Origin of the sequence: Nonomuraea sp. NPDC047529 (genome assembly GCF_040642995.1) — a bacterium.
Lineage (GTDB): Bacteria > Actinomycetota > Actinomycetes > Streptosporangiales > Streptosporangiaceae > Nonomuraea.
Map to the genome: position 1 here is coordinate 159,818 of NZ_JBEYTJ010000013.1, position 12,892 is coordinate 172,709.

Consider the following 12,892-nt stretch of genomic DNA (forward strand, 5'->3'; position numbering starts at 1 on the left):
AATATACACATACGTACCCCCCTGTCCGTCAAACCTCAGGCCGCACCCGGGCGCACAACCCCTGATTCGTAGGCGAAGACGACCGCCTGGGCCCGGTCCCGCAGGCACAGTTTCATCAGCACCCTGGCCACGTGCGTCTTGACGGTGGCCTCGCCGACGTACAGGTCTCTGGCGATCTCGGCGTTCGTCAGGCCCCTGGCCAGCAGCCGCAGCACCTCCAGCTCGCGCGGCGTCAGCTCGGCCAGCATCGGCGAGGGCGTGGGGTCGGCGCGCCCGGCGAACGTGGCGATGACCCGGCTGGTCACGGCCGGGTCTAGCAGCGCGTCACCGGAGTGCACCACCCTGATCGCCTCCAGGAGCTGCTCGGGCGGCGACACCTTGAGCAGGAACCCGCTGGTTCCGGCGCGCAACGCGGCGTAGAGGTTCTCGTCGGTGTCGAACGTGGTCAGCGTGATGACCTTGGGCGGCGAGGGGGTGTCGAGCAGTTCCTTGGCCGCGGCGAGCCCGTCGAGCCGGGGCATGGAGATGTCCATGAGGACGATGTCGGGTCTCGTGCGGCGGGCCACCGCGATGGCCTCGCGTCCGTCGCCGGCCTCGCCGACGACCTCCATGCCGGGGTCGCTCTCGACGACCATGCGCAACCCGGCCCTGACCATCGCCTGGTCGTCGGCGATGACGATTCGTATGCCCACACGCGGAGGGTAGACGCCGGATGCCCGGCTTGGACACCCAGGTCAAGCCGGGCACAAGTCAGTTACAAGTCTACGAAGGGCGCACGCTCTGCCTGATGCGCGTCTGGACCGCGTCGTCGCAGGTGTTCCTGGCACAGAAGTACATCACGAGCATGGTCTTGGGCTGCCGGTCGATGACGTAGCTGACGAATCCGAGCCGGGTGCCGCTGGCCGGGTCGTGCAGCGCGCCGTCGAAGCGGGTGGCCGGGCTGTCGCCCGCCTGGTCCTGGACCGGCTTGCCCAGGTCCACCTGGCCGGGCAGCAGGTTGTCCATCTTGCTCTTCATCTGCTCGGAGTCGCCGCCCGCGTCGAGGGTGTCGGAGACCTGGACGTACACGCCCACGGCGCTGTCGGGGTCGTCGGCGACGATCTGGGAGACGGCCGACCAGTCGGCCCCCGGACCGGCCACGAACAGCGACTCGAACTCGGTGGCGTGCGGCGAGGCCACCGCGAACAGGTCCTGGTGGGTGCGCGCGGTCCAGTCGCCGGGGTAGTCGAAGGCGAGCGGCGCGGCGGCGCTGGCGGCGTAGCGCGACCAGGTGTCGCCGCGGTGGTTGAAGATGATCATCGCGACCAGCGCCAGCGCGGCCACGGCGGCCACCAGTGTGACGGCGACGATCGGCAGCCGCCCCGGACGCCTGGCCGGGGCCGTGGGATGGGTGGGGGCCGCGCTGTGCGGGTTGGCCGCGTGCGGCCCGGAGGGCTGTCCCAGGCCGTGCGGGCCGGTCTGCGGCACCGCGTACGGACTGAGTCGCGATCCGGTCTGAGGGGCCACCTGAGGCCCGGTACGGGGCCCTGTGGCCGGCCCCTGAACCGGCCCCGGAACCGGCGCCGCGTGCGGGACCGGGTGGGGCCCCGAGGGGTGCCGGCCGCCCGGCTCGGCGTCCTGGCCGCTGATCGCGTCGCGCAGCGCGGTCACGAACTCGGAGCAGGTGGCGTAGCGCTCCTCGGGCGCCTTGGCCAGCGCGCGCGACATCACGGTGTCCACCTGCGGCGGCAGCTCGGGCCGCAGCTGCGTCAGCGGCACCGGCTGCTCGGCCAGGTGCGCCCACAGCAGCGCGATGTCGTTCTCCCGCTGGAACGGCAGCCGCGCGCTCAGCGCCTCGTAGACCACGCAGGCCAGCGCGTACTGGTCGCACCGGCCGTCGATGTGCTCCTTGTTGATCTGCTCGGGCGACATGTACCGGGGCGTGCCGATGAACTGGTCGGTCTGGGTCAGGCCGGAGATCGACGAGCGGTGCTTGGTGATGCCGAAGTCGGTCAGGTAGACGTGGTCGCCGGCGAGCAGGATGTTGGCCGGCTTCACGTCGCGGTGGATCAGGTCGTGGGCGTGCGCGGCGTCGAGCGCGGCGGCCGTCTGGGCGAAGATCTGGTTGGCCTGGGCGATCGGCAGCGGACCCCGGTCGTAGATGAGCCTGCGCAGGTCGAGGCCGTCCACGTAGCGCATGGCGATGTACAGGACGCCGTCGGCGTCGGCGTTGGCCTCGTAGATGGGGATGATGTTGGGGTGCTCGATGCTGGCGACCGTCCTGGACTCCAGGATGAACCGCTGGCGGAACCGGTCGTCCACGGAGAGCACCGGGTTGAGGATCTTCAGCGCCACGCGGCGGCTGAGCCGGGGGTCGAGCGCCAGGTAGACGACGGCCATGCCGCCCTTGCCGACGATGTCCTCGATGTAGTACCCGGCCACCTCCTGGCCGATGAGCGATCTGTCGTTCAATTGCATCACGTCTCGATGGGATGGCCGCAGTAGCCGCAGAATCGGTGGGCCGGGCCGAGCCTCATGCCGCACGAGGTGCAGTACTTGACCGGCGGCGTGTCGGGGGCGGTCATCACCTGCTGCTGCTGCGGGACCATCTGGAACGGCTGCGAGCGCCGTACGACGACGGTCTGGCTCCCGGCGTCGTCGAACGGCGGGGCCGCCGCCAGGGGCTCGGGCAGTTCGGCCGGTCTGTCCGGCGCCCGCCGCCGCCACAGCAGGTACACCCCGCCGCCCGCGGCGATGAACAGCACCCCGGCCGCCACCAGGAACGGCCATATCGGCGTCGACCGCGACACGGGGGCCACCGCCTGCTTGGTGCCCTGGTCCTCGGGCCCGCCGCGCTTGGCCAGGGACGTCTTGAGCAGCGTGGCGGCCACCACGTTGCCGGGATACAGCTCCAGCACGCGCTGGAAGCCCGGCGCGGCCTCGGTGTAGTACTTGGTGTGGTAGCGGGTCAGCGCGGCCTCGAAGGCGGTGTCGATCGCGCCCCTGCGCGGCGCGACCTTGGCCGCGGCGAGGGTGGCGGTGATCTCCCTGACACCCAGCATGGTGGCCTCTTTGCCGCCGCCGATGAGCAGGCCGATCACGTGCCCGTCCTTGTCGCCGATCACCGGCGCGCCGGCCAGGCCCTGGTCGACCAGGGCGCCCAGCTTGACCGGCTCGTCGACCTTCTTCTCCGGGTCGGCGAACGGCCGGCCGGTCGCGCCGGCCTGGCCGCCCTTGGCCAGGTGGGCGATCTGCACGGTCTCCTGGACGCCGGGCCCGGGACGGCCCGTGAAGCCGGCCACGTTGGTCGGCGAGCCCTCCTGGTCGGGCACCTTGTCGGCGAGCGGCGCGGTCGGCATGCCGACGCTGCCGGCGGCGGGCGTGAGCGGGACCAGCACGGCGGGGGTGTCGGGGGTCTTGCCGGCCTTGATGCACTTGTACTTCAGGCCCGCGCTCGGCGGCGAGACGTTGGGGAACACCGTGATGTCGGTGGTGACGTCGATGATGCAGGTGGCGGTGCTGGTCTTCGGCGGGTAGCACTCCTGCAGGTGGTGGTTGAGCTGGTCGTCCTTGAGGGTGTGCTTCTTGTAGTCGAGCGGGATCTTGACCTTGTGGTGCTCGGCGAAGATCTTGTTGGCGGCGTAGATCGCGACGTCGTCCGGGTTGACGGCGTTGCGCCGGAGCGTGACGACGTCGCCCTCGGGGTTGACGACGGCCCCCGTGCCCGACGCGAACGGTATGTCGTAGGAGCGCTCCACGTGTTTCAGCTCGCCGATGTGGTCGAGCAGGGTGATCTCGACGTGGGACACCGCCTCCACCCGCACCACGGCCGGCGTCACCAGGTCGGTGATCCCGCTCGGATGGTTGTGGGCGGCGGCGGGGGCCGCGAGCAGAGGGATCGCGAGCAGCACGAGGACCGCCGCCACGCCGCCCGCCAGAGCTGTGATGCGCGCCATCTTCGCTCCAAACACTGAATAGGTCCAGGTTCCCAATCAGATGCCGTAAGTCAAGGGATCAATACATAGACAAGCGCTTGCTCGGGGACTTAACGTACCGGGATGGGGTTCGCGATCGGCGTCGATGTCGGCGGCACCTTCACTGACGTGGTCCTGAGCGGCCCCGGCGGCGTCACCGCGGTGGCCAAGTGTCTGAGCACCCACGACGACCCCATCGCGGGCATACTCACCGGCGTTACTCGCGCGCTCGGGTCCGTGGACCCCGCCCAGGTCACCCGGGTCGTGCACGCCACCACGCTGGCGACCAACGCCGTGCTCGAACGCACGGGCGCGCGGGTGGCGTTCGTGACCACCCGGGGCTTCCGCGCCGCCGTCCCGCTCGGCCGCTACGCCCGCGTCGAGGAGGACCGGTACGACCTGCGCTTCACCCCGCCCCCTCCGCCGGTCGCGCCCGGCGACTGCTTCGAGGTGGACGAACGCGTCTCGGCCCGCGGCGCCGTCCTGAGGCCCCTGGACCCCGCCTCGGTACGGCGGGCCGCGGCGGAGATCACCCGGCGCGGCATCACCTCGGCGGCCGTCTGCCTGCTGCACTCCTACGCCGAGCCCGCCCACGAACGGCGGGCCGCGTCGATCCTGCGCGAGCACGTGCCGCACGTGGTGGCCTCCTGCGAGATCTGGCCCGAGATCCGCGAGTACGAGCGCGCCACCACCACCATCATGTCCGCTTACATCGGCCCGCTGATGACCTCCTACCTGTCGCGCCTGCGCGAGCGCCTGGCCGCGATCGGGATCAGCGCGCCCGTCCACGTCATGGAGTCCGGCGGCGGGGTGGTCTCGGCCGAGCTGGCCGCCCGCCGAGCGGTGTCCACCATCGAGTCGGGCCCGGCCGCCGGGGTGCTGGCGGCGGCCGGGACCGGGCTGCCGGACGTGATCTCGTTCGACATGGGCGGCACGACGGCCAAGGCGTGCGCGGTGCGCGGAGGGCGTCCGGAGATCACGCACGAGTTCCATGTGGGCGGCAAGGGCAGCTTCGGCGGGCGGCGGGCGGGCACCGGCGTGCCGATCAAGACGCCGGCCATCGACCTGGCCGAGGTCGGCGCGGGCGGCGGCAGCCTCGCGTGGCTGGACCCGGCGGGCGCGCTGCGCGTCGGGCCGCGGTCGGCCGGCTCCTCCCCCGGGCCCGCCTGCTACGGGCTCGGCGGCGGCGAGCCGACGGTCACCGACGCCGACCTCGTGCTCGGCTACCTCTCCTCCGCCTCGATCCCGCTCTCGGCGTCCCTCGCGGCCAAGGCCCTGGACCGGCTGGCCGGGCCGCTCGGCGTGTCGCGGGAGGAGGCGGCGCACGCCGTGCACGAGATCGTGAACGCCTCGATGGCCGCCGCCGTGCACGTGGTGACGGTGCAGCGCGGGATCGACCCGCGGGGGTTCGCGCTGGTGGCGTTCGGGGGCGCGGGACCGATGCACGCGGCCGGGGTGGCGCGGCGGTTCGGGATCGCGACGGTGGTGGTGCCCGCCCACTGCGGGGTGGCCTCGGCGGCCGGGCTGCTGTCGGGGGCGCTGTCGACGGACCGGGTGCTGTCGCGCCTGGACGCCGGCGACCCGGAGCGGATCTTCGCCGACCTGGCCGCCGACGCCGCCGCCGACCTGGGCCTCGCGGAGGTGCGGGTGACGCGGTCGGTGGACGTGCGGTTCAAGGGGCAGTCGCACGACCTGACCGTGGACTGGTCGGAGTCGCGGGAGAAGCTGGCGGCGCGATTCTTCGCGAAATATGCGCAGGTGTATGGGATTGTCCAGCAGGGGGAGATCGAGCTGGTCAGCTACCGCGTCCGCGTCACCGACGCCGCCACGCCCGCCACGCCTGCCACGCCCGCCGCACCTGGGTCTGGCGGGGACGCGGAGGGCCGCAGGAGGGCGTACTTCCCCGAGGCCGGGGGGTGGGTCGACGTCCCCGTGCACACCCGCCGGACCCTTGGCCGGGTGCGCGGCCCGGCGATCGTGGAGGACGCCGGATCCACGATCGTGGTCCCGCCCGGCTGGCTGGCCTCGTACGAGGTGTCGGGCGCCGTGCGCCTGACCCTGGAGGGCGCCGCGTGAACGACGCCCTGACCGCCGAGGTGCTGAGGAACGCGCTGGTCGTGGCGGCCGAGGAGGCCAGCATCGTGGTGGTGCGGTCGGCGTACTCGACGTTCATCGTGGAGGGGTCCGACGCCTCGGCGGCGATCCTGGACGCCGGCGGACGGCTGGTCGCGCAGTCCATGGCGACCACGCTGATGAACAGCATGGCCCTGAAGGTCGCCCTGCCCGAGCTGCTGAAGGACATCCCGCCGCACACCATGCGGCCCGGCGAGGCGTACGCGCTCAACGACGCCTACCGGGGCGGCGTGCACACCAACGACCTGCTGGTCTACCGGCCGGTGTTCGCCGGCGGGGTCCCGGCGTACTTCACCGCCACCATGATCCACGTCTCCGACCTGGGCGGGCTGTCGGCCGGCGGCATGGCCCCGCTGGCCACCGACATCTTCCTCGAAGGGCTCCAGCTCCCGCCGGTCCGCCTGGCCACCCGGGACGGACTCGAACCCGCCGTGGAGGCCGTCCTGCGGGCCAACAGCCGCACGCCCGACAAGGTCATGGGCGACGTCCGGGCCCTGGTCGCCGGGACGGCGGTGGCCGCCTCCCGCGTGGAGGCCCTGCTGGCCGAGTACGGAGAGGAGGGCCTGGCCGCGGGCGTCACGGACTACCTGGACCACACCGAGACCCGGACCCGCGCCGCGCTGGCGGAGCTGCCCCGGGGGCGGTTCGAGGCGTCGTACCCGATCGACGACGACGGGATGCGGCCGGGGGTGGCGCACCACGTACGGGTCGCCGTCACGCTCGGCGGGGACGCGGCCGTCCTCGACTTCACCGGCACCGGGCCGCAGGTGCCCGCCGCGATCAACGCCTCGGCCTCGCAGTCGCTGGCGGCGGCCGTCTTCGCGGTGCGCTGCTTCCTGGACCCGACGATCCCGATGAACGACGGCTGCCTGCGCGCGATCGAGGTCGTGCTGCCGGAGGGCTCCCTGCTCAACGCCCGCTCCCCGTACCCCTGCGGCGGCCGGTACGTCCCCATCTACGCCGCCATGGAGGCCGTGTTCCAGGCGATGTCGGACGCGATGCCGGACCGCGCGATCGCGGCCAGCGGGATCCTCCAGCCGTTCTCGATCGCCGCGGTGGGGGCGCCGTACTGGATCCACCTGTCCTACGACTTCGGCGGGGTGGGCGCCCGGCAGGGGCTGGACGGGCCGGACGCGACGGGCGTGCACTTCGGCATCGGCCGCAACTCGGTACCGCAGGCCGAGCCGGTGGAGAGCCGCTGCCCGCTGATCGTGGAGTCGGTCGGGACGATCGCCGACTCCGGCGGCCCCGGCCGCTTCCGGGGCGGGCTCGGCTCGCGTACCGTCTACCGCTTCCTGGCCGACTGCCACGTCACCACCCGCGGCGACCGCCTCCGCCTCCCGCCCCCGGGCCGGGACGGCGGCCTGCCCGGCAGGGTGGGCGGCTTCCACAAGCGCCACCTGGACGGGCGGCTGGAACGCCTGGCCTCGAAGGTCAACAATGTGCGGTTCGCGGCGGGCGAGGCGTTCGTCGTGGAGACCACGGGCGGCGGCGGCCTCGGCCCCCCGTCGGAAAGGGACCCGGCGGCGATCCAGGCCGACCTGGAATCAGGCCACATCACCCCCGAAGGCGCCGCGAACGACTACGGCTTCAGTAGTCGACCAGTTCCTCGGGATCGAAGCTGACCGGGCAGGGTGACGACAGCCTCACCATCGAGCCGGCCTTGTGGGCGACGGGTTCACGATAGGAGTCGCCGTCGAGCTCATACACGTAGAGCGAAGGCCCTTCGTCGAGTTCGATACGCCAATAGGCGGGGATTCCCGCAGCGGCGTAGGCGGCCGCCTTGTTTCCCCGGTCATGAGTCTTGGTGCTCGGACTGACCACCTCAACGGCCAGCAGGACGTCGGCGGCCTCGAAGACGAGCTTGACGTTTCTGGCCTTGTCCCTGGGGACGACGGCCAGATCCGGGATGAAGAGGTCTCTCTGCGAGGCGCGGACGTTGACGGTCGAGTACACCTTCAGCTGCGGCGGCAGGTCGCGGTGCAGGATCGTCTGAAGCAGGAAGATCGCATCCTGGTGCGGGGGGGTGGGGGCAGGACTCACTACCAGACTCCCGTTGAAGAGCTCGTAGCGGTTCCCGTCGTCGGGGAACCTGAGCAGGTCGTCGACAGTGAACGGCGGTGCGCCGGGAAGAACGGTGCGCCTCGTAGTCGGTTCGATCGCCAATGCGGTCACCCACTCAGTATCGGGAGTCACGCCCTTGTCCACATGCTACTTCCCCCAAAATGGTCACCTGTAGTCACCAGGCCGCCACGACTCGGCGCCGCGGCGGACGGCGGTGTGGACGGCGCGGGCCGCGCGGGCGCCCCACTCCGAGCGGGGGCCGCCGAACACCTGCTCCGGCCCGTCCTGCGGGACGACCACGCAGACGGCGTCCGAGGCGGTGCCCGTGCAGGGGTAGCCGGCCTCGATCAGCGCCTGGGTCTTGGCCTCGGTGACCGTCATGACCAGGTTCACCAGGGCGGCGTCGGTCATGGCGACGGGCAGGACGGTCACGATGTTGACGGTCCCCGCCCGCATGGGGGCGAGTTCGGGGTCGGCGGCGCCCTCGGGGGCCGCGGCCCAGGTGGGGACGCGGAGCCCGACGGTGGCCACGGCCTCCGCTCCCCCGTCGGCGGCCCGTACGTACCGGTCGACGGAGGCGGCGGTCAGCATGCCGACGCCGGGGCCGGGCGGGCCCAGCTCGACCAGGTGGTCGACCGGGTCCATCCGCGCGTAACCGGCCACGACCTGGGCGTTCAGCACCCATTCGCGGGGGCCGATGCCGCCGCCCAGCATGGCTGAGGAGATCATGCGGAAGCCGGGCCCGAACTCCCACAGCAGGGACCCCAGCCGGGTGCCCTCCTCCACGCGATAGGTCAGCTTCACGTTCCCCCTCGTACCAGGTGGACCACGGGCCGGCCGTCCGGGCCCGGCTCGATCTTGACACGGGCCTCGAAGTGCCGTCCGATCAGCGCCTCGGTGAGCACCTGGTCGGGGCGGCCGGCGGCGGCGGCGCGGCCGTCGGCCAGCAGCATCAGGGAGTCGGCGTACAGGCCGGCGACGGTCAGGTCGTGCAGGGTGGTGACGACGGTCAGGCCGTCGGCGCGCCGCAGGCGGTCGACCAGCTCCAGCACCTGCTGCTGGTGGCCGAGGTCGAGCGCGGTGGTGGGCTCGTCGAGCAGCAGCACGGGGGCCTGCTGGGCCAGCGCCCTGGCCAGCACGACGCGCTGGCGCTCGCCGCCGGACAGCTCGCCGACGCGGCGTCCGGCGAAGGAGGTCAGGTCCAGCCGGTCCAGCACGGACGCGGTCACGTCACGGTCGTGCCCGCTCTCCCGTCCCAGGTAGGGGATGTACGGCGTGCGCCCCAGCAGGGCGTAGTCGAAGACCGTCATGTCGGGCGGCAGGGCAGGCGTCTGCGGGGCGTAGGCCAGCAGCCTGGCGCGCTCGCGGGGCTTGAGCGCGGCAAGCGGACGCTCGTCGAGCACGACCTCGCCGCGGTGCGGGACGATCGCGCCCATGACGGTCTTGAGCAGCGTGGACTTGCCCGCGCCGTTGGGCCCGATGATCGCCAGCCATTCGCCGCGCCGGACGTGCGCGTCCACGCCGGTCAGCACGTCGCGCTCGCCCAGGCGCACCGACAGGGCCGATACGCCGATCACGTGGCCACCCGCCTGGTCATGCGCAGGACGCCGACGAAGAACGGCGCCCCGACGAACATCGTGACGACCCCGATGGGCAGCTCGGCCGGCGCGATCACGGTACGGGCGATGAGGTCGGCCGCCACGAGGAAGGCCGCGCCGCCGATGAGCGACAGCGGCAGCACGATCCGGTACGACCCGCCCGCCAGCCGCCGGACGACGTGCGGCACGACCACGCCGACGAACCCGATGAGCCCGCTGACCGCGACGGCCGACGCGGTGGCCAGGGAGGCGGCCACGAGGACGGTCAGGCGTACCCGGCCGGCCCGTACGCCGAGGCTGCCGGCCTCCTCGTCGCCGACGCTGAGCACGTCCAGCATCCTGCCGTGCAGCAGGAGCAGGACGGAGGAGACCGCGGCGTACGGCAGGACCAGCAGGAGCTGGTCCCAACCGCCGCCGACGTCGCCGAGGATCCAGGAGTAGATGCGCTCCAGCTCCTCGACCTTGAGCTGCTGGACGAACGTCTGGATCGCGGTCAGGAACGACGTGACCGCGACCCCGGCCAGCACCAGGGTCGCGGTGCCGCCGCCGGGGCCGCCGGAGCGGCCGGCCGCGTTGCCCAGCGTGTACGCCAGGAACACCCCGCCCACCGCCCCCGCGAAGGCGGCGACCGGGATGCTCGCGCCGGCGCCGGGCAGCAGCACGATGGCCAGCGTCGTGGCCAGCCCGGCGCCGGAGGCGGCCCCCAGCAGGTACGGGTCGGCCAGCGGGTTGCGGAACACGCCCTGGTACCCGGCGCCGGCCATGGCCAGCAGGCCGCCCACGACCGCGGCGACGAGCACCCTGGGCAGGCGCAGCTCGTACAGCAGGCCCTGCTCGACCGGCGCGAGGCCCGAGTCGGCCGAGACGAACGGCAGCCAGTCCACCACCTGGAGGACCACCTGCCACGGCGAGATGTCCGCCGCGCCGCCGAGCAGCCCGGCGACCATCGTGAGGGCCAGCACGACCAGGGCGCCCGCCACCCACACAGGCCGCGCCCTGGACGGCTGCGCCTTGCCTGTCACCGTCAGCCCGTGCCGCCGGCCTTGGCCACGGCCGCGCCGATCGCCTCGGCCAGGTCCACGACGCGCGGGCCCCAGCGGGAGGCGAGGTCGTCGTCGAGCTGGATCACCTGGTCGTTCTTGACGGCCGACAGGTTCTTCCAGCCGGGCCGCTTGGCCAGCGTCTCCTTGCTCTGCTGGCAGCACTTGACGTCGGCCAGGAAGATCAGCGCGGGATCGGCCTGGGCGACGAACTCGGCCGACAGCTTGGGGTAGCCGCCCGCCGCGTCCGGGGCCTGGTCGGCGATGTTGGTCAGGCCGAACATGGCGTAGACCTGGCCGATGAACGTCCCGGACGTGGCGGCGTACGGCGTCTGGTCGAGCTCGTGGTAGTAGGTGAGCTTCTTGTCCTTGGGGGCGTCGGCGGCCAGTTTGTCCATGGCGGTCTTCATGCCGGTGACGACCTCGTCGGCCTTGGCCTTGTTGCCGGTGGCCGCGCCGATCTCGGCGATCTCCTCGTACGCCTCCTCCAGCTTGGTCGCGGCCGGTTCGAGCAGGACGGGGACGTTCACCTTGGCCAGCTCGGCGACGATCTTGTCCTGGTCGTTGGACAGGATCACCAGGTCGGGCTTCTTGGCGACGATGGCCTCGACGTTCGGCTTGAAGCCGGACAGGTCGCTCTTGGGGGCCTCGGGCGGGTAGTTCGACTGGTCGTCCACCGCGACGACCTGGGGGCCGGCGCCGAGCGCGAACAGCGTCTCGGTGTGGGTGGCCGAGAGCGAGACGATGCGTTCGGGCTTCTTGGCGAGGGTGACCTTGCCGTTGCCGGCCTCGACGGTGACCGGGAAGTCCCCGGTGCTCGCCGCCGCGGTCGTGGCAGGGGGGGCGGTGGGGGAATCGGTGGGGGAATTCGAGGGGGCGACATTGGCGCCGGTCTGGCCACATCCGGCCAGGACGAGCGTTCCCAGCAGCGCGCCCGCGAAGGCCGTGCGTACGGGCCTCACGAGTAGTCCTTTCACACTGTCGGAACCGAGAGACCCGCGATGAGCGACGGATCACCCTTTTCCACGAGGGTTGATGACGTCGGCGCAGAGGCAGGCGACCTGGCTATGACAGTTGCGGGACAGCGCCGGATTCGCACCGGACTTCGCTGCAGCACTGCGCGTCGGACAAACGTTATCAATGCCGCAGACGTCCTCGGCGTCAAGGGTGCGCGGACTCAGCGGGCGAGCTGCTCCTCCGCCGCGGCGATGATCTCCTGGAGCCGCAGGCCGTGCGCCGCGTCGAGCGGGTGGCCGCCGCCGCGCCGGACGGTCTGGGCGAACTCCTCCGCCACGGTCTCGAAGGGGTCCTCGTCGCCGGGCAGCAGGACGGCGTTGCCGGTCCTGCCGTACACCTCGACGGTCGAGGGCGGCAGGTCGCCGACGGCCGCCATGCACAGGGACGCCTCGCTGACCGCGCCGCCCTCGTGCTCCAGCAGCAGGCCGGTCCAGCCGAGCGGGTTGCCGTGCGCGCGCACGCCGACGACCCGGCCGAGCGCGGCGTCGAGCAGGTCGATCACGTGCGGGCCCACGTCCAGCAGGGCGCCGCGCTCCAGCCGCCACGGGGTGGCGAACGGGTTGTCGCCGAGCAGCGCGCCGGAGATGTTGACGGCGTGCCCGCCGAACGGCCGGATCTCGGCGCAGCGGGCCAGGAACGTGCGCGTCGGGGTCGCGTAACGCATGGTGAGCATCATCTGCGAGGGCACGCCCGTCTCCGCCACGGCCTCGGCCACGCGCATGGCGCCCTCGACCGAGTCGGCCAGCGGCTTCTCCAGCAGCAGCGCCTTGCCCGCGTGGGCGGCGCGGACGGCCAGCTCGGCCTGCACGCCGGGCGGCACGCAGAACGCCACGGCCTCGCAGGCGTCGAACAGCTCCTCGACGCGCTCGAACACGGGGGCGCCGAGCCTGGCGGCCTGGTCGGGGCGGCGGGCCCAGACGCCGGCGAGCCGGGTGTGCGGGCCTCTGGCCAGCATCGGCGCGTGCGCCATCTCCGCCCAGGGCCCCGCCCCGATCAACCCGACCGCGACCGGCTCCATCCATCCCCCTAAGTCCGCTTTCTCCCGACCTTAGATCCCTTTCCTCGTTCCCCTCCCACCGGCCCCCTG

The 12,892-nt window shown here is 72.4% G+C and carries 11 protein-coding genes and 1 riboswitch; of the genes, 2 read left to right on the plus strand and 9 right to left on the minus strand.

Annotation, left to right across the window (positions count from 1 at the left end):
* Nucleotides 1–35: 35 nt before the first annotated feature.
* The 3 genes from ABZ815_RS22525 to ABZ815_RS22535 form a co-directional block, all read right to left on the minus strand.
* Nucleotides 36–692: a response regulator transcription factor gene (locus ABZ815_RS22525; protein WP_357700847.1), complete on the minus strand. Its 657-nt coding sequence runs from the start codon at nt 690–692 to the stop codon at nt 36–38.
* 70 nt (nt 693–762) lie between these two features.
* Nucleotides 763–2,457: a protein kinase gene (locus tag ABZ815_RS22530; protein WP_357700987.1), complete on the minus strand. Its 1,695-nt coding sequence runs from the start codon at nt 2,455–2,457 to the stop codon at nt 763–765.
* Nucleotides 2,457–3,935: a zinc ribbon domain-containing protein gene (locus ABZ815_RS22535; protein WP_357700849.1), complete on the minus strand. Its 1,479-nt coding sequence runs from the start codon at nt 3,933–3,935 to the stop codon at nt 2,457–2,459. The genes ABZ815_RS22530 and ABZ815_RS22535 overlap by 1 nt, the downstream gene beginning before the upstream one ends.
* A 102-nt stretch (nt 3,936–4,037) precedes the next feature.
* Here ABZ815_RS22535 and ABZ815_RS22540 point away from each other — a divergent pair, with 102 nt between their 5' ends.
* Both ABZ815_RS22540 and ABZ815_RS22545 read left to right on the plus strand, forming a co-directional pair.
* On the plus strand, nt 4,038–6,029 hold the full coding sequence (locus ABZ815_RS22540; RefSeq protein WP_357700851.1) for a hydantoinase/oxoprolinase family protein: 1,992 nt from the start codon (nt 4,038–4,040) through the stop codon (nt 6,027–6,029).
* Entirely contained in the window at nt 6,026–7,711 is a 1,686-nt protein-coding gene (locus ABZ815_RS22545; RefSeq protein WP_357700853.1) for a hydantoinase B/oxoprolinase family protein, read from the plus strand. The genes ABZ815_RS22540 and ABZ815_RS22545 overlap by 4 nt, the downstream gene beginning before the upstream one ends.
* On the opposite strand, the gene ABZ815_RS22550 is transcribed toward ABZ815_RS22545, so the two are convergent.
* The 6 genes from ABZ815_RS22550 to ABZ815_RS22575 form a co-directional block, all read right to left on the minus strand.
* Nucleotides 7,677–8,294, minus strand: coding sequence for a Uma2 family endonuclease (locus ABZ815_RS22550; protein WP_357700855.1), 618 nt, complete (start codon nt 8,292–8,294; stop codon nt 7,677–7,679). The genes ABZ815_RS22545 and ABZ815_RS22550 overlap by 35 nt on opposite strands.
* A 21-nt stretch (nt 8,295–8,315) precedes the next feature.
* The gene (locus tag ABZ815_RS22555; protein WP_357700857.1) at nt 8,316–8,954 is read right to left on the minus strand and encodes an adenosylcobinamide amidohydrolase; all 639 of its coding nucleotides are present in this window, start codon (nt 8,952–8,954) and stop codon (nt 8,316–8,318) included.
* Nucleotides 8,951–9,727 (minus strand): ABC transporter ATP-binding protein, encoded by a 777-nt coding sequence (locus ABZ815_RS22560; RefSeq protein WP_357700859.1) that lies wholly within the window; start codon nt 9,725–9,727, stop codon nt 8,951–8,953. Before ABZ815_RS22560 ends, ABZ815_RS22555 begins: the two co-directional genes overlap by 4 nt.
* The gene (locus ABZ815_RS22565; RefSeq protein ID WP_357700861.1) at nt 9,724–10,770 is read right to left on the minus strand and encodes an iron ABC transporter permease; all 1,047 of its coding nucleotides are present in this window, start codon (nt 10,768–10,770) and stop codon (nt 9,724–9,726) included. Before ABZ815_RS22565 ends, ABZ815_RS22560 begins: the two co-directional genes overlap by 4 nt.
* A 2-nt stretch (nt 10,771–10,772) precedes the next feature.
* A complete protein-coding gene (locus tag ABZ815_RS22570) occupies nt 10,773–11,750 on the minus strand; it encodes an ABC transporter substrate-binding protein (protein ID WP_357700863.1) in 978 nt (325 codons plus the stop codon).
* A 71-nt stretch (nt 11,751–11,821) separates the two neighbouring features.
* Nucleotides 11,822–11,929: riboswitch (cobalamin riboswitch) on the minus strand.
* Nucleotides 11,930–11,965: 36 nt separating this feature from the next.
* Entirely contained in the window at nt 11,966–12,823 is an 858-nt protein-coding gene (locus tag ABZ815_RS22575) for a Gfo/Idh/MocA family oxidoreductase (protein ID WP_357700865.1), read from the minus strand.
* Nucleotides 12,824–12,892 lie beyond the last annotated feature (69 nt).